Genomic DNA, 25,981 nt, shown 5'->3' with positions numbered 1-25,981 from the left:
AAAAATCCCACGAAATTGACCGCACTTTTAGTACATTCGATATTTAAGCACGAGATGAAATAAAAAAGCTATACTTCCCACCAGAAATATAGCTTTTTCAACAATAAAACAATTAAATAAGCACTTGCACTGGAGCTACATACCCTTGTGGCACTTGCTCTTTATCTTCAAAGGTTACAAATTCCCACGCTTCTTGATTTGCTAAAACAGCACGAAGTAACTTGTTATTTAAACCGTGACCTGATTTATAGGCTTTAAAATCACCGATAATGTTATAACCAGCCATATAAAGATCACCAATTGCGTCTAACATTTTATGACGAACAAGTTCATCTTTAAAACGTAAACCATCTTCATTTAAAATTCTATAATCATCAAGAACAATCGCATTATCAAGGCTACCACCTAATACTAAACCTTGAGATTGAAGATATTCAATATCTTTCATAAAGCCAAAAGTTCTTGCTCGGCTAATTTGATGAACAAATGCTTGGGCAGAAAAATTCATTTCATAGTTACGTACATCTTTGCCAATCGCAGGATGGTCAAAATCAATAGTAAAATCTAAACGAAAACCATTGTAAGGCTTAAATTCAGCCCATTTATCGCCATCTTCAACTCGAACATATTCCTTAATACGAACAAATTTTTTCGCTGCATTTTGTTCTTCAATTCCCGCATCTAACAACAAATAGATAAACGGACTAGCACTACCATCCATAATTGGAATTTCAGGAGCATCAACTTCAATAATAATATTATCAATACCAAGCCCTGCCAAAGCTGCATTTAAATGCTCGACGGTAGAAATACGCACACCTTGTTCATTAATTAGTGCGGTACAAAGCATTGTATCACGCACTGAATTAGGATCAGCAGGGAATGCCACCGCAGGGTTTAAATCTGTACGATAATAAACAACACCAGTGTTTGGCATAGCTGGGCGCAAAGTTAATGTCACTTTTTCACCGCTATGCAAGCCAACGCCTGTAACTTTAATACTTTGTTTTAATGTTCTTTGTTTAATCATTCTACTACCTTCATTTACTAGGTATTTTCCGAAACTTATTAATTTTCTTCACGCTGTGCAGGATTAAAGAAATTATTTTTCTTAAATGCTTCCAAGCGATCTGTAATCGGTTTATCTAACGGCCGTTGATATTCTTCTGATGCAGCTCTTGACACTTCAACAGATTCACGACGATGAAGTTCAGGAACAATGTTTACACGTCCTTCACCTTCAATATTCTGCGTAGAAAGCCCTTGACGAACAACCTGAATTGGTTCATTTCCTGCAATTTCACCGAGACCAGTTGCCACAATAGTTACACGAATTTCATCGCTCATCTCAGGCACTAAACTCGTACCAACAACAACTGTAGCTTCTTCAGAAGCAAAACTACCTATTGTCTCACCTATAATGTTAAACTCTTCAAAAACTAAATCCATTCCAGCAGTAATATTAACTAAAATTCCTTGAGCGTTAGAAAGATCGATTTTTTCTAGAAGATCATTGCGTACTGCAAGACGAGCTGCCTCTTCTGCTCTACCTGCACCGGGTTCTCCCACAGCTGAACCAAAACCAATCATAGCTTGCCCTTGAACTGACATTACCGTTCTTACATCAGCGAAGTCCACGTTAATTAAACCAGGAGAGGTAATCATATCTGAAATTCCCATTACAGAATTACGCAATACGTCGTTTGCAGCAGCAAAAGCATCAATTAATTTAGCATTTTTAGGGAGAACTTTTTGGATTTGTTGATTCGGAATAATAATCATTGAATCAACATATTGGGATAAATCTTTAATACCAAGCTCTGCAAATTGCATACGTTTTTTGCCTTCAAAGGCAAAAGGTTTAGTCACTACAGCAACAGTCAAAATACCCAGTTCTTTAGCAATTTTAGCAACAACAGGTGCCGCACCCGTACCTGTGCCGCCGCCCATACCTGCTGCAATAAAGACCATATCGGCACCTTCAAGCATTTTGCGGATTTCATCCTGATCATCTTCAGCTGCCTTACGACCAATATTCGGATTTGCCCCAGCACCTAAACCTTTGGTTGTTTCTCCACCAATTTGTACGGTCTGTTGAACTTGACTTTTACGCAATGCTTGAGCATCAGTATTGACGGCATAAAATACTATGCGACCGTGTTCCTCTGATGTTAATGAACTTTCGCCAACAAAGGTTCCGCCCATTTCTTGTTTTACCATATTCATTACCATATGGTTTACGGCATTGCCACCGCCACCGCCTACACCTACGACTTTGATCAGTGCGCCGGATTCGTTAAAATTATCGTACTCAGGGTACTCTGGGTATAGCATTGATGTTCTCCGTTACTGCCAGATAAGCTGACTAAATATATAAAATATAAATTCCCTTTATTGTAGATGAAAAATTAAAATAATCAAAATTCTGACCGCACTTTATTGACAATTTTTTTTACTCCTTGCCAAATAGATTCAAAGAAAGTTCCTTCAGAATCATCACTTCCTGAAATTAAATCATCATCACTATTACTGTGATTATATTGCAATAATCCCACCACCGTTGAATATTGTGGACGATTCACGTAATCAGTCAAACCAGTAATATTTAATGGACTCGCAATACGCACCTGACAATGGAAAACATTTGAAGCACATTCTTTAAGATCTTCAATCTGCGCTCCACCACCAGTTATTACCACACCTGCAATTAATTCAAATTTAATATGTTTTGCTTCTAATTCAGCTTTTAACTTATCTAATTCATCTTTTACCACGCCTAAAAGCTCCGTATAACGAGCTGATGTAATTAAAGATAAATCACTTTTTGTTAATGAACGAGGCGCACGACCGCCAATACTTGCCACCTCAATTTTTTTATCTCCGTGCAAACGAGCTGGGTAAAATGCACTAGCATAGTTCACTTTGATCCGTTCTGCTTCTGCTCGCGAAATTGTACAAGCGTGCGCAATATCATTTGTCACAATATTTCCTGCGTAAGGAATTACCTTGCTAAAACGTAATGCTCCATTCGTATAAACCATCACGTTCATTGTGCCAGCACCAAAATCAATTAAACACACGCCGAGATCTTTTTCATCCTCAGTTAGCACAGAATGTGTTGCTGCAAAACCAGAGAAAACCACTTTATCCACTTGCAATCCACAACGTTCAACGGCTTTTTTTAAGTTATTTTGCCAATCTTGATGACAAGCGATCAAATGTACTTGTGCTTTTAAACGCACGCCTTGTAATCCCAATGGATTTTTAATGTTCATCTGACGATCAACAGCGTATTCTTGTGGAATAACATGCAATAAAGATAAGCCTTCTGGCAATTTTATTGAGCTTGCTGTATGAAGTGCGGAATCGATTTCCTCTTGTGTTACTTCACTTTCTGCTATCGGCACAAAACCACTTTCATTGAGGCTTTGAATATGCTCTCCAGTAATAGCTAAAGTCACACTCATAATCTGACAATCAGCCATAGATTCTGCCGCTTCAATAGCACGTTGAATCGAACCCACTACGGCATCAAGATCAGTGATGCTGCCACGATCAATCCCTTTTGAAGGACAACTGCCTACACCAAGCACATTCACTACACCATCAGGAAATACTTCGCCAACTACAGCGACCACTTTTGACGTGCCAACCTCTAAACCTACTATTGTTTTTGTTTCCACACCTTTAACCATTTTCGCACCCAGTTATTTTTATCTATCAACCATACCTACAGCTGCACCTGCCGTATATCTTAAATCTATATAATCTATTTTTTTGTTTTCTGGCACATCAATTTGCGGATAAATTGTGACAAATCGCTCAAGTTTTGATTTCCAATCGCCACGACCTAATTTTAGCACAATATCATTATCAAGCTGGATCTGCCACGCACCGCGATCATCAATATTAATTCCCTTTGCCATTATATTATTTGATTTTAAATTAATATAAATTTGGTTCCACGTCTCAATTACTTTCAAACTCTGATAATCGGGCCCGCCCAAATAGGGCAAATTTTTTGCAGTTAAACGTACAGAGGGAAGCTGAAAAACGATACCATCAAGGGTAACAAATTGATTTTGATTCCAAAACGCAACAGGTTGATATTCTGATACCCAAATACTTAAACGATTTGGCCACATTTTTCTTACGATTGCACCTTTAACCCAAGGTAAAGCCTCAATTTGCTCTTGAATCGGTGCCACATCTTGCCCCCAAAATCCTTTTAATTCGCCCATTTTTAATAGGCTTTCTTTAATATCATCAGCAGTAGTAAAGGTATTTTGTCCAACAAGTGCAAATGCACTAATCGGCTTATCATCCATTTTTTCTAAAATGCTTTGCCAATTAAAATAAACACCAAGTAAAAAAAAGACACCAAGCAATACCGCAAAAGCCCGAATATGAAAATAATATTTAGGCTTTTGTTCTCCAAAACGAATATTCTGTGGCGTTTTTCTTTTCAGAATGTTCATTACAGGCTCAACTCCAAAATTTTCACGACGAGTTGCTCAAAAGAAATACCTACTGTCGCTGCAGATTTTGGGAATAAACTATGGCTCGTCATTCCAGGATTAGTATTAACCTCAACCAAACGGAAATTACCTTTTGCATCACACATTACATCAATACGACTCCAACCACGACATCCCAGTGCATCATAAGCACGTTTTACTAATATTGCTAACTCTTGCTCGCGTTCAGGCGTTAAACCTGCTGGGCAGAAATATTGCGTATTATCAGAAATATACTTCGCTTCATAATCATAAAATTCGCCCTCTGGAACAATACGAATTGCGGGTAATACTTGATTGTCAAGCACAGGCACAGTTAATTCATCGCCAGCTAACCACTCTTCAATTAGAATGGTATTATCAAATTTAAGCGCATATTCCACCGCACTTTTTAACTCTTCTACCGCTTTTACTTTCGTTAAGCCAACGCTAGAGCCTTCTAAAGAGGGTTTAACCATTAATGGTAAGCCTAATTTTGCCACAACAGCCTGAGGATCTAATTCAGAAAAAGTTTCTCGGGTAACCACTTTCATATCTGCAACAGGTAAACCAAAAGCTTTCCACAACATTTTTGTACGCATTTTGTCCATCGTTAATGCAGAAGCCATCACGCCACACCCCGTATAAGGCAAACCAATTTGCTCTAATAAACCTTGCATTGTGCCATCTTCTCCACCACGACCGTGCAAAATATTAAATGCTCGATTAAAGCCATCCTTTTTAAGATTTGCAACATTATATTCTTTAGGATCAATAGGATGTGCATTATAACCTTGCTTTAATAATGCTTCTAATACCGCTTTGCCTGAATTGAAAGAAACTTCACGTTCAGCAGATGTGCCGCCTAATAACACCGCGATTTTTTCTTGTTTTAAGTTCATTTTCTATCCTGTTTTTCTTCTTACTGATGATACTTTTCTAATACTAAGATTTTCAATCAATCCATCTGGCATTAATTCTTCCAAGATTCAGCCAAGCCACGAGAAATTTTACTTACGCTACCAGCACCTTGTGCCAAAATCAAATCGCCATCTTGAATAATTTGATCGAGAACATCGCCTAGTTGCGAAGTATCTGATACCAAAATAGGATCAACTTTACCAAGATTACGAATGGAACGGCAAAGAGATTTACTGTCAGCGCCAACAATAGGGGCTTCTCCCGCTGCGTACACATCAAGCATAATCAAAGCGTCTACTAGCGAAAGCACTTGTACAAAATCATCAAACAAATCACGAGTGCGCGAATAACGATGCGGTTGGAAAATCATTACAATACGTTTATCTCCCCAGCCTTCTCGCGCTGCTTTAATGGTTACGTCTACTTCTGTTGGATGATGACCATAATCATCAACTAAACGCACTTTACCATTTGGACGAATAAATTCGCCTAGCTGATCAAAACGACGACCAGCCCCCTGAAAATCAGCCAGAGCCTCTAAAATTGCCTCGTTAGCAATACCCTCTTCTTTTGCTACAGCAAGTGCAGCCGTTGCATTTAATGCATTATGTTTTCCAGGAACATTGAGCAACACATTAATACGTTCATTATTTGGGCAAATCACTGTGTAATGACCTTGAAAACCTGTTTGTTCATAATCTTCAATGCGATAATCTGCCTGCTCACTAAAACCATATGTAATCACTTGGCGACCAACTTTTGGCACAAGTTCCATTAAAACAGGATCATCAGCGCACATCACGGCTAAACCATAGAATGGTAAATTATGCAGGAATTTCACATAAGTGGCTTTCATTTTTTCAAAATCGCCTTCGTAAGTATCCATATGGTCTGGCTCCATATTAGTTACAACAGATACCATTGGCTGTAAATGCAAAAACGACGCATCACTTTCATCGGCTTCGGCAATTAAATAACGACTTGCCCCTAAATGTGCATTCTTACCCGCCGATTTCACTAAACCACCATTTACAAAAGTCGGATCAAGTTTAGCTTGGGTGTAAATCATTGAAATCATTGCTGTTGTTGTCGTTTTCCCGTGTGTTCCTGCAACAGCAATACCGTGACGAAAACGCATAATCTCCGCCAACATTTGTGCGCGTTGAATCACTGGAATGCGTTTTTGTTTCGATGCAACTAATTCAGGGTTATCATCTTTTATCGCACTAGACACAACAACAACACTGGCACCTTTAATATGTTCTTCTGCATGACCAATGTAGATTTTTGCCCCAGCTTGAGCTAAACGTTGAGTGACTACGCCATCGGCAATATCTGAACCTGAAATTTGATAACCTTCATTTAATAAAATTTCTGCAATGCCGCTCATTCCCGCACCACCAATGCCAATGAAATGAATTTGCTGTACACGGCGCATTTCAGGGATAATTTTTCTAATTTCTTCGTGGGAATGTTTCATTTATTTTTCCTTTTCTCCCAATGACAAAACTCAACTAAAAGTGCGGTTAAAATTCGCAACGTTTTTATTTCTAATATTAGCACTTTTGGATATAAAAAATACTTATGACTGAGGCTATTTATAAAACGCCACAACCCCTAGTTTGAATATTGTTTAATTACTTCAGCTACACGTTGTGCCGCATTAGGCATCGACATTGTTTTCGCTTTCAATGCCATCTGCAATAAATTTTCACGAGTTAAATTTTTTAAATAATTCACTAGCATTTCAGGCGTTAAATCTGCCTGTTCTATAATTTTCGCCGCGTCAACATCTGATAAATATTTCGCATTTAAATATTGTTGGCGATCTTTATGTTGGAATGGTACAAAAATTGCTGCGACTCCCACTGCTGCAATTTCACATACGGTTAATGCGCCAGAACGGCAAATAACCACATCAGCCCAAGCATAAGCCTCTGCCATATTATCAATAAATTCTGTTATTTTAACTTGTTCTAAATTCTCGCCATAAAGTTGGCTGACTTCTTCTACCGCACCTTTACCTACTTGATGACGAAGCTCTAATTTATCTGCAAGCTGGGCGACTACTTTAGGTAAAGTATGATTAAGCACTCTCGCTCCTTGACTACCACCAACCACTAAGACACGTAATTTTTCCTCACGATCCGAAAAACGAATATCAGGATTTGGCATCTCAAATAAATCTTCTCGAACTGGGTTTCCTACTACTTCAGCATGAGGAAAAGCAGTTGGAAATGCCTGTAATACACAGGTTGCAATTTTACCTAATAACTTATTCGTTAAACCCGCTATCGCATTTTGTTCATGTAAAATGATTGGTACACCACAAAGTTTTGCCGCAACGCCAGCGGGGCCAGAAACATAGCCTCCCATACCAAGTACAGCGTCAGGCTTTTCTTCTTGAATAATTTTTTTTGCCTGCAACACGGCACGAAAAATGGCAAAAGGCGCATTTAACAAAGCTTTTATACCTTTACCACGCAAACCAGAAATTTGAATAAATCGAATAGGAATACCATATTTTGGTACAAGTTGAGCCTCCATTCTATCTTTCGTACCTAACCAGCAAATATCCCATTCTTGTTTTTGTAAAGTTTGAGCAACTGCAATGGCAGGAAAAACATGACCGCCAGTGCCACCCGCCATCACTAATAATTTTTTATTTTTCATCTTTTTTATCTCTAATCATCACGCAAGCGTGCTTGACCTATACGAAATAAACGATTTTCGTGATCAATTCGCAATAAAATACCAATAGTGGCGGACATAATGATAATACTCGAACCACCATAACTCACGAGTGGAAAGGTTAAACCTTTAGTTGGTAGCATTCCAAGAGCCATACCTAAATTCACAAAGCCTTGAAAGAAAATCCAAAAACCAATACCTAATGCAAAAAAACCTCGAAAACGTTGTTCTAACATTAAGGATTCTCGTCCAATTTTCATTGCACGAAAAATTAATAAACCTAATAAAAGAATAACAATCAATATACCGATAAATCCAAATTCTTCGCCGATAATCGCCATAATGAAATCGGTATGTGCTTCAGGCAGATAATCTAATTTTTGAATTGAATTACCTAATCCTTCGCCAGTAATTTCTCCCCGCCCAAATGCTATAAGAGAGTTTGTTAATTGGAAACCAGTGCCATAAGGATCTTTAAAGGGTTCTAAAAATCCTATAAATCGCTTTAACCGATAAGAGGCGGTCAATACTAGCCAAACGAATAAGATTCCACCTAATGCTATCAATCCTACAAACTGTAAAATTTTCGCCCCTACGATAAAAAGCATCCCAGACATAATAATAAATAGCACGACTGTACTACCTAAATCAGGTTGCAATAAAAGAAAACAACCCAATACAAGCATAACAATAAACGGTTTAAAAATACTAATATGTCGCGACCGCACTTCATCATAACGACGAGTGAAATAACTTGCTAAAAAACAAGTCAAAGCCAATTTTGCAAATTCTGCAGGTTGAAAGTTTAAGATCCCCAATGAAATCCAACGTTTTGCGCCATTAACCGATGTACCGATAAAAGGGACAAGCAATAATAATATGACAGAAAATAAAAAAATTTTAGCGTGCCATTTTTCCCATTGCGAAGAAGAAATTTGTAATGAAATATAACAAGTGAGCAAAGAAAGTAGCACATAAATAGCGTCGCGTTTTGCAAAGTAAAAAGGATCATTAAATAAACGAGAGCTATAAGGAATAGAAGCAGATGTTACTGCCACTAAACCAATTAAAAGCAAAATAACAAATAACCAAAATAGTGCGCGATCATACAACAAACCTTGAGGTGTGATGCGTGTCCATTCATCGTAATTTTTTTTGATGTTCTGTAAAAATTCCATCTTATTTTTATTAATGACTAAATTAGGCTGAATATTGCGCTAAATGCGTAAATTCTTCGCCGCGCTTTTCAAAAGAAGCAAACTGATCGAGACTTGCACAAGCAGGCGACAATAATACCATATCTCCGCTTTGCAATGTTGGGCGTAAAAATTCTATCGCTTGTTCCATTGTTTCAAACAAATAGCTTTGTGATGAAAATTTTGCAAGCTGCACACCATCTCGACCAAAACAATAACAAATAATGTGTGGTTGATTAATTAATTCAGCTAATTCTGAAAAATCAGCCCCTTTTCCGTCTCCGCCTAGCAACAAATGCAATTTACCCTCAATATAAAGCCCAGCTAATGCAGCAACTGTACTCCCCACATTTGTTGCTTTAGAGTCATTAATCCAACGAATACCATTAGCTTGATGCACTAATTGAAAACGATGATCTAACCCTTTGAAATGACGAAGTGCGGTACGAATTGAATCTAAATTAATACCGACAGCTTGTGCCAATGCTGTTGCTGCCAAAATGTTCATATAATTATGGCGACCGACTAATGTTACTTCTTCACAAGGCAAAATTACTTCATCTTTTACCATTAAGTATTGCTTGCCATTTTCAGTTTTTAGCCAATAATCCGCACTATTTTCCGCAAAAGAAACGGTTTGTCTCGCTTGATTTTCACCTTCACCAAAAGTCAGCTTATCCTCATTATTCAAAACTCCGACCTCAGCATTATGATAAATGCGTAATTTTGCTTGGCGATAATCTTCTAAATCCATATAGCGATCCATATGATCTTCAGTCACGTTCAAAACAGTCGCAGCCGCAGCTTTTAAGCTATAAGTTGTCTCAAGCTGAAAACTAGAAAGCTCTAGTACATAAAGTTCACAATCTTCATTCAACAATGACAAAGCGGGAATCCCAATATTTCCGCCCATACCAACTTTCACGCCAGCAGCTTTCGCCATTTCATAAACTAAAGTAGTAACAGTACTTTTTCCATTTGAACCTGTAATCCCTACAATTGGCTTTGTCGCTGCGCGGCAGAATAATTCAATATCGCCGATTACTTCCACTCCCGCTTTAAGTGCGGTTTGAATTTCTGGTGTTTTTACCGCAAGCCCTGGGCTAATAACAATCATATCGCTTTCAAGTAACCATTCCTGATTTAAACTACCAGTATGAAGAGGGATATTTTGAGGAAGTTTATCAATACCAGTAGGCTTTTTTCGGGTATCAATCACACGAATATTAGCCTGTTGGGATAAGAGATAATCCACACAAGAAAGACCTGTTTTGCCAAGCCCAATGATCGTAATATTTTTGTTTTGATAGGCATTCATTTTATTTCTTCTTAATTACTATAAGTTTTAAATTTTGCTGATGGGAATATCAATTTATAACGTAAAAGCTCGCTCTTTCAAAAACTGAAAGAGCGAACCTCACAACATTTATTAACGCAACTTCAAGGTGACTAATCCCATCAACACTAACATTAAGGAAATAATCCAAAACCGAATAATCACTCTTGGCTCAGGCCATCCCTTCAATTCAAAATGGTGGTGAATCGGTGCCATTCTAAAAATGCGTTGTTTGCGTAACTTATAAGACCCTACTTGCAAAATAACAGAGAGTGCTTCAACAACAAATACACCACCCATTATCACAAGCAAAAATTCCTGACGAACAAGAATTGCTACGACACCCAGCGCACCACCTAATGCTAGAGAACCCACGTCCCCCATAAATACTTGAGCTGGATAAGTATTAAACCATAAAAATCCTAAACTCGCGCCAACAATAGCTGTACAGAACACCACTACTTCAGAACTGTATTTAATATACGGAATGTGCAAATATTCTGCGAAATTCACGTTACCTGTAGCCCAAGCAATTAAAGCAAACGCACCTGCAACAAGCGCAGTAGGCATAATCGCTAATCCATCTAAACCGTCGGTTAAATTCACTGCATTACCGGTTCCAACAATCACAAAGTAAGATAACACAATATAGAACAAACCTAACTGAGGCATAATGTCTTTAAAGAATGGAATCACTAAACGGGTGGCATCAGTGTCGTGACCAAGCCAATAAAGCCAAAGGATTGCCACTAATGCCACCACAGACATCCAGAAATATTTCCAACGCGCAATCAATCCATCAGTATTTTTACGGGTAATTTTACGGAAATCATCCACAAAACCAATTGCGCCGTATCCAAATAAAACAAATAAACAAACCCAAATATAAGAATTAGCAAGATTTGCCCATAATAACGTACTTACGCCAATAGAGAATAAAATCATCACACCGCCCATAGTGGGTGTGCCTTTTTTTGCAAAGTGACTTTCAGGGCCATCATTTCGCACTTCTTGACCAAATTTTAAGATCTGTAAACGTTTGATCACTTTAGGGCCAATCCAAAGTGAGATAAAAAGTGCGGTTAATAATGCAAGAATTGCGCGGACGGTAATATAAGAAATCGCATTAAAGGCGGTTTCGTAACGAACAAGATATTCAGCAAGCCAGACTAACATTTAATTTTATCCTTTAATGAATAGATCACATCTTCCATTTTCATTGAGCGTGAGCCTTTTCCCAGCACCACAACTTTTTTATTTTGTTGTAATTGGTTTTCAATAAGTGGAACTAAGAAATCCACCATTTCAGTTTTATCCGTAAAATGCTTACCCAAAACAGCCTCAGAAATAACCGCACTTTCATTGCCATAAGAACACACCAAATCTAAATTTACCAAATTAACATATTGTCCAACTTCACGATGAATAGCGAGAGAATTTTCGCCCAATTCTTTCATATCTGCGACACATAGAATAAGGAAAGCATCATAACTTTTTAGGACATCAATAGCCGCACAGAGAGAATCTTTATTTGCGTTATAAGTATCATCTAATAACAATAAATTAGGCGTTACTTGAATAGGAAATAAACGCCCTTTCACTTGTGAACGTTGTTCTAATCCAGCTTTGACATCGGCAAGCGTAGCACCAACATTCATCGCTAGTGCGGTAGCAGCTAAAGCATTTTTTACATTATGCTCTCCAAGATAAGGTAAACTAATATCAATTTCGCCTTGCGGAGAAACTAACGTAAAGGTTGAACCTTGTTCGTTACCTTGAACATTTTTGACGGAATAGTCCTTGCCGTTGAAATATTGAATGGCGTGATTACTAATTTCTTTTTGCCAAATATCTAAGTGATTATGTTCAGCATTGATAATCGCCACACCATTTTTTGTTAAACCTCGATAAATCTCGCCTTTTGCTTGAACAACTCCCGCTAAAGAACCAAACCCCTCTAAATGTGCGGGCGCAATATTATTAATCAATGCGGCATTAGGTTGAACTAATTTTGTGGTGTAATTGATTTCATTTTGATGATTTGCACCAAGTTCAATCACAGCAAAACGATGTTTTTCTGTTAAGCGAAGCAGAGTTAAAGGCACACCTATATCGTTATTGAAGTTACCATTGGTAAAAAGTACCGCTTCTGAATCTGCTGCGGTATGCTGCAAAATACTTGCTGTCATTTCTTTTACTGTGGTTTTTCCAGAAGAGCCGGTCATCGCCACAGTACGCGGATTAATTTTCTCGCGTAACCATTTTGCAAGCTCGCCCAAAGCAATACGAGTGTCTTTAACCACAAGTTGAGGAACTAAAATAGACGAGTTTTCTTGCTGAACAACAAGCGCAAGCGCACCCTGTGACACCGCTTGATCAAGATATTGATGAGCATCAAATTTTTCGCCTTTTAAAGCAAAAAATAAGCTATTTGATACGCTTTTTCGAGTATCCGTATTAATTTCTTCAACTTGCACATTTTCATCGCCAATTAATTTAGCTTGAAGAATCTGTGCAAGTTGTACAGTAGAGAGTTTAATCATAATTGAGTGATTATTATTTTAAGAAATCAAGTGCAATTTCTTGGTCGGAAAAATGCACAACTTCCGAACCAATAATTTGATAATGCTCGTGACCCTTTCCAGCAATTAAAATCACGTCATTTTCTACCGCACTTTCAATCGCAAACTGGATCGCCTGTGCGCGATCAGGAATAATCCCCACTTTTTCCATATTTTTAAAGCCAGCTACAATATCTGCTTCAATTTGGCTTTGTGGTTCTGTTCGTGGATTATCTTTTGTCACAATAATCTTTTCAGCAAACTGCTCTGCAACCTGTGCCATTAACGGACGTTTGCCTCTATCACGGTCTCCGCCACAACCAAAGATGCACCATAATTCGCCTTGGCAATGTTCACGCGCAGCAATCAACGCTTTTTCCAACGCATCTGGTGTATGCGCATAATCTACAATAACGATTGGTTTATTTGGATATTGAATCATTTCCATTCTTCCACATACTCCTTTTAAAGATTTCGCCGTAGCGAGTAAATTTTCCAATGGGTAACCAAACGATAACAACGTGGTCATTACTAATAATAAATTACTTACATTAAAAGCACCAATTAATGGGCTATGCAAAACACCATTACCCCAGCTAGATTCAAAAGTAATATCTGCACCTTTAAAATGATAATGGATATTTATTGCTTTCATCCATTGGTGTGAACCTACTTTAAAATCCGCATTCATACTTACGGCAATAGCATCAGGTAGTTCAGTTAGCCATTGGTATCCAATTTCATCATCAGCATTAATCACTTTAATTTGGGTATCTAATTCAGTGAACAAGCGTTTCTTCGCCGCAGCATAATTTTCCATAGATTGATGATAATCTAGATGATCACGGGTTAAATTCGTGAAAATTGCCGCTTTAAAATGCAAGGCTTCTACACGATGCTGCGCCAAACCGTGTGATGAAACTTCAATAGAGGTAAAATCTGCACCTGCGTGTTTGAAAGTTGAAAGAGATGACTGAATTTCTACTGCTGAACCTGTCGTATTTTTAGCTTCTACAATTTGCCCCAAAAGTCCATTACCAATGGTTCCCATCACAGCCGCACGATGCCCCAATAATTCCGCCCATTGCGCTAATAATTGAGAAATAGTGGTTTTGCCATTTGTTCCTGTAACGCCAACAAGGGTTAAATTTTTAGAGGGCGAATCATAAAAAACATCAGCTAAGGACGAAAGATGACGTGCAAGTTGATAATATTTAACTACCGGCACATTCCTGATAAACGCCACAGTTAAATGCTCGCTAGATAATTCTGTCTCAGAAACCACCGCACTCGCACCAGAATGAAGAGCAGAATCAATAAATTGATTTCCATCCACCTGATGACCTTTTATCGCCACAAAAAGATCGCCAGCTTTAACCTTACGGCTATCTAACACCATATTATGGAGTTCTATATCATTCTTTAATTCAGGCAAATTAAAAAGTGCGGTGAGTTTTTTCATAATTTTTCCTTAATTCACTTTTTGATTCTTGTGTTCGCCAATATAAACAATTCGTTTTGCACTTTTCGTTGTTGTGTTTTCAGCTGCTTCAGCATCTTGCGGAATAGCATTTGCACGTAACGCATAGCCCATAATGTTAGAGAATACAGGGGCAGAAACCGCACCACCATAATATTCTCCTGCTTTTGGATCATTGATCAAAACCACTAATGCATAACGAGGATCACTAATTGGTGCAATACCCGCAGTAAATGCCACATATTTATTTACATAATGTCCATTTTCAATCTTACGTGCCGTACCTGTTTTTACGCCGACACGGTAGCCTTCCACCATTGCGCGTTTATTTTTAATTGCTACTTTCTCTAAAATTCCCACAATATCTTTAGTTATTTTTTCAGAGAAAACCCGTTTCCCAATAACTGGCGGATCAACTTTAGTGATAGAAAGCGGGCGATAAACACCGAAACTACCAAGGGTTGCATAGGCACGAGCAATTTGTAAAGGTGTCGCAGTAATACCATAACCATAAGCGACTGTTGCACGCTCAATATCTGCCCAGCGTTTACGATTTGCATTCAAAATCCCAACTTGTTCTCCGATCAAGCCTAAATCTGTCGGTTTACTTAAACCTGCATTTTGATAAGTTTCCATTAATGCGCTAGGTGGCATACGTAATGCAAGACGACTTACACCACGGTTACTAGAGTTCATTAAAATCTCGTCTAAAGTTTGCTGAGCACGTGGTGCAACGTCCACAATTTCTTTACCGCTTAATTTAAAGGACGTAGTATCAATAATTTCATCTCGTTTAACTACACCTCGTTGAAGTGCGGTTAAAACAACGAAAGGTTTTACCGTAGAACCTGGCTCAAAAGTATCGGTAATTGCACGGTTACGCATTAACTCTGATTTCACGCCGACACGGTTGTTTGGATTATAAGAGGGCGCAGTCGCCATAGCTAACACTTCCCCAGTACGAACATCAACTAACACCGCAGTACCAGATTCTGCATTATTCTCAGACACCGCCTTTTTAATCTCACGATACACCATAGATTGCAATTTTTCATCGATACTTAAGGTAACATCTTGTGCATCATATTTTTTCTCATCGGAGATATGTTCAACAATATTTCCTCGTTTATCTTTACGAACAGTACGTGAACCGTCTTTACCAACAAGCAGGGAATTAAAACTTTTCTCAATGCCTTCAATACCATTTCCATCAATATCCGTATAACCCACCACGTGTGCAGCTTCTTCTACACGAGGATAAAAACGGCGATGCTCTGTTTCTAAAATAATACCCTTAATTTTTAATTTACGAATATAGTTAGCTTTACTTAATTCAACTTGACGTGCTAAATACAAATAACCAGATTTAGAATTTTTCTCAATTTTTTTCACTAAATCATTTTTAGTCATACCTAATTCTTCGGCTAAAGCTGCAATTCGTTCTTTATCCGCAAGCGAATTTTCCTTCAACATCGTTTTTGGATCTGCCACAATCGCGCTCATCGGCACGCTTACAGATAAAAGCTGACCATTACGATCTAAAATAGAACCACGCACCGATAATACTTCATCTTTACGCAAAGAACGCTTATCCGCTTCATTTGATAACGTATCGGCATTAATAGATTGAACATAAGCTGCTCGTGCGACTAAAGCACACAGACCGAGTAAAATAAGAACCGTAGAAAGCATATAACGTCCACGCATAAAGCATTTTTCAAACACCTTTTGAGACTTGTTTTGCTTTACAGTTTCAGGTGCGGTCAATTTTCTAATTGTTTTTTTTGACTTACCTGATTTACGCGAGGAATTAAATTTCACCATTTTTTTACCTATTATTCTCTAATTTCAACTTCTTGCTCTGAAGAAACAACTTTCATTTTTAATGTACTAATCGCAATAGATTCTACACGCGTGCTATCCCCTTCCGTAGCTTCCTGCACTTGTAAATTACGGTATTCATTCTCAAGTGCTTGACGCTGTAAAATTAACATTCCATTTTCAGAAATTAATTGGCGAGTTTTATGGGTTATCCAAATCGTTCCCATTGCAGAAACTAAAATCCCTATTAACAGCAACACCACTAACTTATTTGAAGAAAATAAATCTTCGACTAAAATCTGCTGTAACGGATAACGAGGCTTATTATTTTCAGACATCGCTAAATTCTCTCTGCCACACGTAATATGGCACTTCTTGAACGAGGATTTGCTTGAATTTCTGCATCACTTGGCTGAATGGCTTTACCAATAATTCTTAATTTTTGATTACGCTGAATTTGATCTTCTCGCAATGGTAAACCTTTGGGAATATCCTCGCCCTTACTTTGTTTTTTCATAAAATGTTTCACCATTCTATCTTCTAAAGAATGGAAACTAATAATTGATAAACGACCTTCTGGTGCTAACATATCTAACGCAGAATTAAGCAGACTTTCTAATTCATCTAATTCCGAATTAATAAAAATACGAATAGCTTGGAAACTACGCGTCGCAGGATGTTTATGTTTATCTTTAAAAGGAACTGCCTGTGAAATAAGTTCCGCCAATTGACTGGTACGCGATAAAAATTCTGTGCTATTTTTTACCGCACTTTTATTGAAATCAACAATAGCAGTGGCAATACGTTTAGCGAAACGCTCTTCGCCAAAAGTTTTCAACACCCAAGTTAAATCCTCAATGGACACTTGTTTTAACCATTCTTCAGCAGATAAACCTTGAGTTGTATCCATACGCATATCAAGCGGGCCATCTTTCATAAAACTAAAACCACGTTCTGCTTCATCAAGCTGAGGGGAAGACACACCAAGATCAAGCAAAATACCGTCAATTTTGCCCACTAAATTTAATTTGTCACAAATTTCAGGAATATGCGAAAAGCTGTTATGTTCAATCTGAAAACGCGAGTCTTGGATTTTGTGTGCTTCTGCAATAGCACGAGGATCGCGATCTACAGCTATCAAACGACCATTAGAAGAAAGTTGAGAAAGGATAAACCGAGAATGCCCCCCACGCCCAAAAGTACCATCAATATAAATGCCATTCTCCTTCAATGCCAAGCCATTCACGGCTTCGTGAAGTAAAACTGTAATATGTTCAGATGAAGAAAAGGAATTTTCGCTATTCATAAATTTAAGATAAAAGTACTACATTATTTTCTATAATGAGAAATCATTTAACGCATCAGCAGCAAAATCTGTGCTGGAGCCAATTTCTATATCCTCTGCAATTTGAGTATGCCATTCTACATCGCTCCAAATTTCAAATTTATTAAGTTGCCCTACCAACATTAAACCTTTTTCTAATTTTGCGTGTTGGCGTAATGGCCCACTAAGCAAAATACGACCCTGAGCATCCATCTCACATTCAGTGGCATGGCCAAGCATTACTCGCTGCAAACGGCGTTGGGTAGGATCAAAGTTAGAAAGTGCGAGAAGTTTTTGTTCGATTTTTTCCCATTCATCAAGGGGATAAAGTAAAAGACAGGGTTGGCGAATATCTACAGTACAAACCATTTTCCCTTGGTTCTTTTCAAGAATTTCAGCGCGATAGCGAGTTGGAATCGCTACACGTCCCTTAGAATCTAAATTAACCGCCGTTGCACCACGAAACATATTACGCCTTAAAAATTGAACTTATTTTTAGAAAATCTCTAAAAATCTCCACAAAACACCACTTTTCTCCACTTCTGGCAAGTTTATAATTTGTTCGCTCAACTTGCAAGTAATTCCACATTAAAGCAACTGATTTTTATCAAAATAAAAAAGCCGTTTGAATAAACAATTCAAACGGCTTTTTTCATCAAATTTTATTGACTAATTATTTATATAAGCTTCTTCATCTCGCGTACCTAATGGTTTAAGCATTGTGAAGAACAATACGATACAAACGATGGTTGTTGCTAAACCAAGATACACAGAAAGCTGATAATCTAAGCCGAAACCAATTTTGTTGTAGAACAAATAAGTTGCACATACTGTTGTGATAAACCACGCAGGAAGAGACGCAACCCAGTGGAATTTATGATAACGATATAAATATCCCGCTGCAGTCCATAACATTACCATTGCTGTCATTTGGTTTGCCCAAGTGAAATAACGCCATAATACGCTGAAATCAATGGTTGAAATAAAATAACCTAATACAAACAACGGCACAGCAATTAATAAACGTTTAGGTAATGAACGTTGATCAACATTAAAAATTTCGGCTATCTGTAAACGCGCAGCACGGAATGCAGTATCGCCAGAAGTAATAGGAAGAACAATCACGCCTAATATGGCAAAAATACCACCAATAAAACCTAAGAAATGTAACGAACTATCATACACAACTTTAGATGGAGAACCTGCTGAAATTGCATCTTGTAACGCTTGTGGATTTTCATAGAATGCAAGACCAACCATACACCATACTAATGCAATTACCCCCTCAGTAATCATTGCACCGTAGAAAATGAAGCGACCTTCACTTTCATTTTCTGTACAACGCGCCATTAATGGAGTTTGCGTTGCGTGGAAACCTGATAATGCGCCACAAGAGATAGTTAAGAATAAAAGTGGCCAAATTGGAACATCACCTTTCACTTGGAAATTTTGTGTAAATTTCGCCCAAGTTAAACCCTCGCCATCAGCATTGATTGTACGGAAAAACTCAATTGGATCTGTTGCACTAAAATGTGAAACAACTAATCCGTATACCATACCAACTGACATAAAGAGTAATAACGCACCAAAGAGTGGATAAATTCGACCAATAATCTTATCAACTGGAAGTAAGGTTGCAAGAATATAATAAGCAAAAATAATTGCTGTCCACAGAGCAACCACTGTTGCTTTATCCATTCCCCATACTTTAATCCCACCAGCTTCAACAGAATGATGAACTGCCTCTGCATCACCAAGCACTAACGCACTTTGCGAAGCACCAAATACATCCATTGTAATGGTACCCATTAATTGAGCTGGGCTTGCCACAAACACAACACCGACAAGTAAAAGCAACACAAGTGCTAATGTATTGATAAAGACTTTAACGGGACGACCTAAAAACTTACCCGCCAAATATGGCATTGTTGCGCCACCGTGACGAATACTTAACATACCACAGAAATAATCGTGTACTGCGCCCGCAAAAATACAACCAATAACAATCCAAAGCATTGCAACAGGTCCATATAATGCACCAAGAATAGGGCCAAAAATAGGGCCTGTTCCCGCAATATTTAACAATTGAATTAGCCAAATTTTCGTTTTAGACATTGGCATATAGTCCACACCATCATTTACTTGGTAAGCAGGTGTTTGACGTTTTGGATTAATCACAAAAATTTTTTCGATAATTTTTCCATAAATAAAGTAACCGATAATCAACACGGCTACACAAAAGAAAAACCATAACATAGGAAGGCTCCTCAAAAAATAAAGTAAAAGTATTTATATGCCCTAAACAAGCGGCTGTATTCTATTTCAAATTACGTCAAATCAAAATTGAATTTAAAGATTTTTATAAGATTTGTGACTTGTATCACATTTGTAAAATCTAAAACATCCATTAAAATGCTAATAAATAAGTAATTGAATAGGTATAAAAGCAAATATGTCCTTAACAGGATGCCCTGAATGCAGAAAAAAGATTAGTGAAAATGCAGAAAATTGCCCTAATTGCGGCTTCTCTTTCAAACAAAAAGATCTAGAGATGTACAAACAAAGATTAGAAGCTCGACGCTTACATAATGAAGAAGTCAATCGTAAAAGCACAAAACTCCACATAATTTGGTTTTGCATCTTTGCTATTTTTATCGCAGTCACAAGCTGGATGGTAAATTAATCTATCAATGATAAATTTATTAAGGAGTTACTATTAACTCAAAAAGCTGATAAAAATTATAATTCTATTTATAACTTACAATGGCTTGATGAAAATACATCGAAAAAAAGATGCTTCTCTTGAAGAATGGTAGATAAAAATGCAAAATCTAATATAACCTCTTTTTTCGACAACCATCTTTATACCTGATGTGAACTTATCTATTGGTAATTTTGATCAATTCTTTGAGGAAAGAAAAATTATCTTAATTAAGAAATTAAGTGATTTATTAAGCTAATTTATAATCATATATCAAATGGTAGTCATTCTGGAATGTATAAAATCTTAAGAGAACTACCACTTTTATCTGATTATCGCAAGTTAAAATTCTAACTACTAATTTAGTATAAATTAAAAATATAATTTATCTTTATTAAAATATTTTTATAATAAATTTCATCTATTTTGTTATGAAAATGTATTACTTAATAATATTTCTGTAACCATTATCTATTGCCGCTAGGAGTAAATAAACAAAAATACACCGAATTTTTACCGCACTTTTATATCTTAATAAATAAAAAATCTGCACTCAAATTAGTTAAATATTTTCTTTAACTAATTCAAGAGCAGATTGAAGTGCGGTTATTTTTTATATTGAATTATAGATTAAAGTTTTGCTGAAAGCATGGTTTCCAATTTTTCTTGGTCAATAGCAAATTTACGAATACCCTCTGCTAATTTTTCAACAGCCATAGCATCGCTGTTATGTTGCCAGTAGAACTCAGCTTCTGTTAATGGTTGTGGTTTCGCTTTTACTTCGCCTTTGTATTCTAGTTTGCGTATAAGTGCGGTTGAATTTTCTTGTAATTCTTTCAGTAACGCCGGTGCAATAGTTAAGCGATCGCAACCTGCAAGTTCAGTAATTTCGCCTACATTACGGAAACTTGCGCCCATCACAACGGTGTTGTAGCCATATTCTTTGTAGTAATTATAGATTTTGGTAACAGAAATAACGCCTGGGTCTTCTGCTGGCGCATATTCTTTTTTGTCGGAGTTTGCTTTGTACCAGTCTAAAATACGACCTACAAATGGCGAAATTAAGTAAACGCCCGCTTCTGCACAAGCACGAGCTTGCGCTTCAGAGAATAATAAGGTTAAGTTACAGTTAATGCCTTCTTTTTCAAGGATTTCTGCAGCTCGGATACCTTGCCATGTGGAAGCGATTTTAATCAAAATACGATCATTTGAGATGCCAGCTGCATTATAAAGTGCGATTAATTTACGTGCTTTTTCAACCGTTGCTTGGGTATCGTAAGAAAGGCGAGCATCCACTTCAGTAGAAATACGTCCCGGAACGATTTTTAAAATTTCTAAACCAATATTTACCGCTAATTTATCTTCTGCATCAATAAGTTGCTGTGCTTTATTCGCACTTTGAGCTTTTGCATAAGCAATCGCTTCATCAATTAATGGTGCATATTGTGGTAATGCTGAAGCACTTAAAATTAAAGATGGGTTTGTTGTTGCATCTTGTGGTTGGTATTTTTTGATTGCATCAATATCGCCAGTATCAGCTACGACGACGGTCATATTACGAAGTGAATCTAACTGTGTTGTCATTGTATTCTCCTTGAATGGACTTGTTTAAATCTAATCAGGTTACGATAGCACAATTAGCATTAAAAGGGTAATTTATGTAGGAAAATATTTACAATAGGAAAAATCAATACATCCTAGATTCCCCCCTCTCATATCATCACTTTTAGCAATTTTTTTAGCGATTTATTAGACACAACTCACAAAACTCAATTTTTCTTCAAATAATTTCCTGACAAATCTTTACAAAAATGAATTTTTGAGCTAATAAGTAGAAGACTTTTTATAAAAATATTGCCTAATGACAAGGAGGCTCAAATGCAACACAAACTACTCTTCTCTGCAATCGCTCTTGCTCTTTCCTATTCTGCACAAGCAGTTATAGTGCCTGAAGGAACACAATTAGATGAAAAACAACATATCGTCATCAATAACGGAGCTGAACCACAAAGTTTTGACCCACACAAAACCGAAGGTGTGCCAGAATCTAACGTTGCTTATCAATTACTTGAAGGCTTAGTCACCTCAGACTCTGAAGGTAAACTTCAACCGGGTGTGGCTGAAAGCTGGGAAAATACACCTGACTTCAAAACCTGGACATTCCATTTACGTAAAGATGCTAAATGGTCAAACGGAGATCCTGTTACTGCACACGATTTCGTGTTTGCGTGGCGTCGTTTAGTGGATCCTGCAACTGCTGCACCTTATGCGAGTTACTTAAGTTATTTACAAGTTGAAAATGCGCAAGACATTATTGACGGTAAGAAAAAACCGGCTGAATTAGGCGTGGAAGCAAAAGATGATTACACCTTTGTGGTTCATGCAACCAATCCTGTGCCTTATGCAGTCAGTTTAACGACTCACCAATCCTTATTGCCATTACCACAAAAAGTAGTCGAAAAATTGGGTGATGCATGGGTGAAAAAAGAAAACTACGTGGGTAACGGTGCGTATAAGCTGGCTAACCACATCATTAACGAAAAAATCGAATTTGAACGTAACCCACTTTATTGGAACGATAAAGAAACCGTAATCAATAGCGCGACATTCCTCGCCATTGAAAACCCAAGTACCGATGTAGCGCGTTATCGTGCGGGCGATTTAGACATGACCAGTTATGGTTTACCGCCAGAACAATTCGCTAAATTACAAAAAGAATTGCCAGGCGAAGTATACGTTACTCGTACCCTAGGAACTTATTCTTATGAATTAAACAATAAGAAAGCACCTTTTGATAACGTGAATATTCGTAAAGCCTTGAACTTATCCCTTGATCGTAATGTGATCACCGATAAAGTATTGGGCCAAGGTCAAACACCAACCTATGTGTTTACTCCAACTTACATCGAAGAAGGCCATCTCATTCAACAACCTGCTTATTCAAAAGAACCGATGGCACAACGTAATGAAGAAGCCATTAAACTCTTAGAAGAAGCTGGTTACAGTAAAGCGAATCCGTTGAAATTCAGCATTCTTTACAATACCAATGAAAACCACAAAAAAGTGGCGATCGCTGCAGCATCTATGTGGAAAGCGAACACCAAAGGTTTGATTGACGTGAAATTAGAAAACCAAGAGTGGAAAACTTACATTGATAGCCGTCGTGCAGGTCGTTACGATGCGGCACGTGCAGGATGGAGTGCGGATTACAACCAAGCAACAACATTCGGCAACTATTTCTTATCTAATTCTAGTAACAATACCGCGAAATACGCGAACCCAGAATATGATAAAGCGATGGCAGAATCTTACGCAGCAACTGATGCAGAAGGTCGTGCAAAAGCTTATGCGAAAGCCGAAGAAATTCTTGCAAAAGATTACGGTATCGTACCAATCTTTAACTATGTAAATCCACGCTTAGTGAAACCTTACGTAAAAGGTTATTCAGGCAAAGATCCACAAGATCATATTTACTTACGCAATCTTTATATTATTAAACATTAATTCGTTGCTCGTATTTAAGTGCGGTTAAAAATCGTCGTATTTTTTGACCGCACTTTTCGCCCATTTTGGTTGGAGTTGTTATGCTCAAGTTTATTTTTAAACGGCTGTTGGAAGCCTTGCCGACGCTGTTTATTTTAATTACTTTTTCTTTCTTTTTGATGCGTCTTGCCCCTGGCAGCCCGTTCACTTCTGAACGCGCTTATCCGCCAGAAGTCATGGCTAATATCGAAGCGAAGTATCATTTAAATGAACCATTATATAAACAATATTTCCTTTATTTAGAAAATCTTTCCAAAGGAGATTTTGGTCCCTCTTTTAAATATAAAGACCAATCAGTCAATGATTTAATCGCGTCAGCTTTCCCTGTTTCCATAAAATTGGGCATGGTGGCCTTCGCCTTTGCAGTCGTGCTAGGAGTAACAGCAGGTACGCTCGCCGCTCTGAATCAAAATAGCCGTTGGGATTATATTTTGATGAGTTTCTCAATGCTTGGGGTCATTATGCCAAGCTTCGTATTTGCACCTATTTTAGTGCTAATTTTCGCCATTTATCTAGGATGGCTGCCAGCTGGCGGTTGGAACGGCGGTACCGCCATATACATGATCTTACCTGTAGCCTCCTTAACTATCGCTTATGTTGCAGGGATTGCGCGTATCATGCGTGGTTCGATGATTGAAGTGTTACATTCCAACTTTATTCGAACCGCCAAAGCTAAAGGACTTTCCATGTCGAGAATCATTTTAAAACATGCTTTGCGTCCCGCACTTTTACCCGTGATAACCTATTTAGGACCTGCTTTCGTAGGGATTATTACCGGCTCAATGGTCATCGAAAGCGTATTTGGTTTACCTGGCATGGGATTATTATTTGTAAACGGCGCATTGAACCGCGATTACTCTTTAGTTTTGAGCCTCACCATTTTAGTGGGGACATTAACCATTTTATTTAATGCGATTGTGGATATTTTATACGCCATCATCGATCCAAAAATTCGTTATTAAGGATAAGTTATGACAGATTATCGTACTCAGCCGATTAATCAGAAAAATGCGGATTTTGTGGAACAAGTGGCTGACCGTATTGAAGAAATGCAACTGGAAGGCCGCAGCCTATGGCAAGATGCGAAACGCCGTTTTTTCCGCAACAAAGCGGCCGTTGTCAGTCTGATTATTTTGGCGTTTATTATTATATTTATCACCGTAGCGCCTTGGTTCTTCCCATTTACCTATGAAGATACCGATTGGAATATGATGAGCGCCGCACCAACAATGGAAGGCTATCACTTCTTCGGTACCGATGCCTCAGGTCGAGACTTGTTGGTACGTACTGCTATCGGTGGACGTATTTCATTATTGGTCGGTATTGCTGGTGCTTTCATTTCCGTCACTATCGGCACAATTTATGGGGCTATTTCCGGTTATGTAGGCGGTAAAACAGATATGCTGATGATGCGCTTTTTGGAAATTCTTAGCTCATTTCCATTTATGTTTTTCGTGATTTTGTTGGTGACCCTTTTTGGCCAAAACATTTTCTTAATTTTTATCGCTATCGGGGCCATTGCCTGGCTTGGTCTTGCACGTATTGTACGCGGACAAACCCTCAGCCTAAAAAATAAAGAATTCGTCGAAGCCGCCATCGTTTGTGGCGTACCTCGTCGCCAAATCATTTTGAAACACATTATTCCGAATGTATTAGGCTTAGTGGCAGTTTATGCCTCGCTTGAAGTGCCTGGACTCATTCTATTTGAATCATTCTTAAGCTTCTTAGGATTAGGAACTCAAGAACCGATGAGTAGTTGGGGCGCACTCTTAAGTGATGGTGCTGCACAAATGGAAGTGTCGCCTTGGTTATTAATTTTCCCGGCATTTTTCCTTTGCCTTACCCTATTTTGTTTTAACTTTATCGGTGACGGGTTGCGTGATGCACTCGATCCGAAAGATAGATAGGAGC

22 protein-coding genes are annotated in these 25,981 nt (G+C 37.9%); 4 read left to right on the top strand and 18 right to left on the bottom strand.

Annotation, left to right across the window (positions count from 1 at the left end):
- Positions 1 to 112: 112 nt before the first annotated feature.
- The 17 genes from lpxC to HMPREF2644_RS03870 form a co-directional block, all read right to left on the bottom strand.
- Positions 113 to 1,030 (bottom strand): UDP-3-O-acyl-N-acetylglucosamine deacetylase, encoded by a 918-nt coding sequence (gene lpxC, locus HMPREF2644_RS03950; RefSeq protein WP_014550928.1) that lies wholly within the window; start codon positions 1,028 to 1,030, stop codon positions 113 to 115.
- A 38-nt stretch (positions 1,031 to 1,068) separates the two neighbouring features.
- Complete coding sequence (gene ftsZ, locus HMPREF2644_RS03945) at positions 1,069 to 2,334, bottom strand: cell division protein FtsZ (RefSeq protein WP_005686445.1); 1,266 nt, start codon at positions 2,332 to 2,334, stop codon at positions 1,069 to 1,071.
- An 83-nt stretch (positions 2,335 to 2,417) separates the two neighbouring features.
- A complete protein-coding gene (gene ftsA / locus HMPREF2644_RS03940; RefSeq protein WP_005667496.1) occupies positions 2,418 to 3,695 on the bottom strand; it encodes a cell division protein FtsA in 1,278 nt (425 codons plus the stop codon).
- 18 nt (positions 3,696 to 3,713) lie between these two features.
- Entirely contained in the window at positions 3,714 to 4,478 is a 765-nt protein-coding gene (locus tag HMPREF2644_RS03935) for a cell division protein FtsQ/DivIB (protein ID WP_005651833.1), read from the bottom strand.
- Complete coding sequence (locus tag HMPREF2644_RS03930; protein ID WP_005651831.1) at positions 4,478 to 5,398, bottom strand: D-alanine--D-alanine ligase; 921 nt, start codon at positions 5,396 to 5,398, stop codon at positions 4,478 to 4,480. The genes HMPREF2644_RS03935 and HMPREF2644_RS03930 overlap by 1 nt, the downstream gene beginning before the upstream one ends.
- A gap of 71 nt (positions 5,399 to 5,469) precedes the next feature.
- Positions 5,470 to 6,897, bottom strand: coding sequence for a UDP-N-acetylmuramate--L-alanine ligase (gene murC / locus HMPREF2644_RS03925; protein ID WP_005690680.1), 1,428 nt, complete (start codon positions 6,895 to 6,897; stop codon positions 5,470 to 5,472).
- A 137-nt stretch (positions 6,898 to 7,034) separates the two neighbouring features.
- The gene (gene murG / locus HMPREF2644_RS03920) at positions 7,035 to 8,090 is read right to left on the bottom strand and encodes an undecaprenyldiphospho-muramoylpentapeptide beta-N-acetylglucosaminyltransferase (RefSeq protein ID WP_005690682.1); all 1,056 of its coding nucleotides are present in this window, start codon (positions 8,088 to 8,090) and stop codon (positions 7,035 to 7,037) included.
- 11 nt (positions 8,091 to 8,101) lie between these two features.
- Positions 8,102 to 9,286, bottom strand: coding sequence for a putative lipid II flippase FtsW (gene ftsW / locus HMPREF2644_RS03915; protein ID WP_070828245.1), 1,185 nt, complete (start codon positions 9,284 to 9,286; stop codon positions 8,102 to 8,104).
- Positions 9,287 to 9,308: 22 nt separating this feature from the next.
- Positions 9,309 to 10,622, bottom strand: coding sequence for a UDP-N-acetylmuramoyl-L-alanine--D-glutamate ligase (gene murD / locus HMPREF2644_RS03910; protein ID WP_005690684.1), 1,314 nt, complete (start codon positions 10,620 to 10,622; stop codon positions 9,309 to 9,311).
- A gap of 111 nt (positions 10,623 to 10,733) precedes the next feature.
- A complete protein-coding gene (gene mraY, locus HMPREF2644_RS03905) occupies positions 10,734 to 11,816 on the bottom strand; it encodes a phospho-N-acetylmuramoyl-pentapeptide-transferase (protein WP_005690686.1) in 1,083 nt (360 codons plus the stop codon).
- Complete coding sequence (murF, locus tag HMPREF2644_RS03900; protein ID WP_005686434.1) at positions 11,810 to 13,183, bottom strand: UDP-N-acetylmuramoyl-tripeptide--D-alanyl-D-alanine ligase; 1,374 nt, start codon at positions 13,181 to 13,183, stop codon at positions 11,810 to 11,812. The genes mraY and murF overlap by 7 nt, the downstream gene beginning before the upstream one ends.
- Before the next feature lie 13 nt (positions 13,184 to 13,196).
- Positions 13,197 to 14,663, bottom strand: a complete 1,467-nt coding sequence (gene murE / locus HMPREF2644_RS03895; protein ID WP_011272398.1) for a UDP-N-acetylmuramoyl-L-alanyl-D-glutamate--2,6-diaminopimelate ligase — start codon at positions 14,661 to 14,663, stop codon at positions 13,197 to 13,199.
- 9 nt (positions 14,664 to 14,672) lie between these two features.
- Positions 14,673 to 16,505: a penicillin-binding transpeptidase domain-containing protein gene (locus HMPREF2644_RS03890; RefSeq protein WP_014550929.1), complete on the bottom strand. Its 1,833-nt coding sequence runs from the start codon at positions 16,503 to 16,505 to the stop codon at positions 14,673 to 14,675.
- An 11-nt stretch (positions 16,506 to 16,516) separates the two neighbouring features.
- Complete coding sequence (gene ftsL, locus HMPREF2644_RS03885; protein ID WP_005647600.1) at positions 16,517 to 16,840, bottom strand: cell division protein FtsL; 324 nt, start codon at positions 16,838 to 16,840, stop codon at positions 16,517 to 16,519.
- 2 nt (positions 16,841 to 16,842) lie between these two features.
- Positions 16,843 to 17,808 carry a 16S rRNA (cytosine(1402)-N(4))-methyltransferase RsmH gene (gene rsmH / locus HMPREF2644_RS03880; RefSeq protein WP_014550930.1) on the bottom strand — a complete coding sequence of 322 codons (966 nt, stop codon included), beginning with the start codon at positions 17,806 to 17,808 and terminating at the stop codon, positions 16,843 to 16,845.
- A 30-nt stretch (positions 17,809 to 17,838) separates the two neighbouring features.
- Positions 17,839 to 18,294: a division/cell wall cluster transcriptional repressor MraZ gene (gene mraZ, locus HMPREF2644_RS03875; RefSeq protein WP_014550931.1), complete on the bottom strand. Its 456-nt coding sequence runs from the start codon at positions 18,292 to 18,294 to the stop codon at positions 17,839 to 17,841.
- Positions 18,295 to 18,495: 201 nt separating this feature from the next.
- Positions 18,496 to 20,082 (bottom strand): carbon starvation CstA family protein, encoded by a 1,587-nt coding sequence (locus tag HMPREF2644_RS03870; RefSeq protein ID WP_005690693.1) that lies wholly within the window; start codon positions 20,080 to 20,082, stop codon positions 18,496 to 18,498.
- A gap of 196 nt (positions 20,083 to 20,278) precedes the next feature.
- Here HMPREF2644_RS03870 and HMPREF2644_RS09050 point away from each other — a divergent pair, with 196 nt between their 5' ends.
- Complete coding sequence (locus HMPREF2644_RS09050) at positions 20,279 to 20,509, top strand: zinc ribbon domain-containing protein (RefSeq protein WP_083321799.1); 231 nt, start codon at positions 20,279 to 20,281, stop codon at positions 20,507 to 20,509.
- 648 nt (positions 20,510 to 21,157) lie between these two features.
- On the opposite strand, the gene tal is transcribed toward HMPREF2644_RS09050, so the two are convergent.
- Positions 21,158 to 22,111, bottom strand: coding sequence for a transaldolase (gene tal / locus HMPREF2644_RS03865; protein ID WP_005690695.1), 954 nt, complete (start codon positions 22,109 to 22,111; stop codon positions 21,158 to 21,160).
- A 294-nt stretch (positions 22,112 to 22,405) separates the two neighbouring features.
- On the opposite strand from tal, the gene HMPREF2644_RS03860 reads away from it, so the two are divergent.
- The 3 genes from HMPREF2644_RS03860 (at position 22,406) to oppC (ending at position 25,977) form a co-directional block, all read left to right on the top strand.
- Entirely contained in the window at positions 22,406 to 24,031 is a 1,626-nt protein-coding gene (locus HMPREF2644_RS03860; protein ID WP_005690697.1) for an ABC transporter substrate-binding protein, read from the top strand.
- An 80-nt stretch (positions 24,032 to 24,111) separates the two neighbouring features.
- Positions 24,112 to 25,032 (top strand): oligopeptide ABC transporter permease OppB, encoded by a 921-nt coding sequence (gene oppB, locus HMPREF2644_RS03855; RefSeq protein WP_005661284.1) that lies wholly within the window; start codon positions 24,112 to 24,114, stop codon positions 25,030 to 25,032.
- Positions 25,033 to 25,041: 9 nt separating this feature from the next.
- Entirely contained in the window at positions 25,042 to 25,977 is a 936-nt protein-coding gene (gene oppC / locus HMPREF2644_RS03850; RefSeq protein WP_005661282.1) for an oligopeptide ABC transporter permease OppC, read from the top strand.
- The last annotated feature ends 4 nt before the right edge of the window (positions 25,978 to 25,981 follow it).

This window comes from Haemophilus sp. HMSC071C11, assembly GCF_001837655.1.
Classification (GTDB): Bacteria; Pseudomonadota; Gammaproteobacteria; order Enterobacterales; family Pasteurellaceae; genus Haemophilus; species Haemophilus influenzae.
This window is presented reverse-complemented; position numbering and strand designations above follow the sequence as displayed.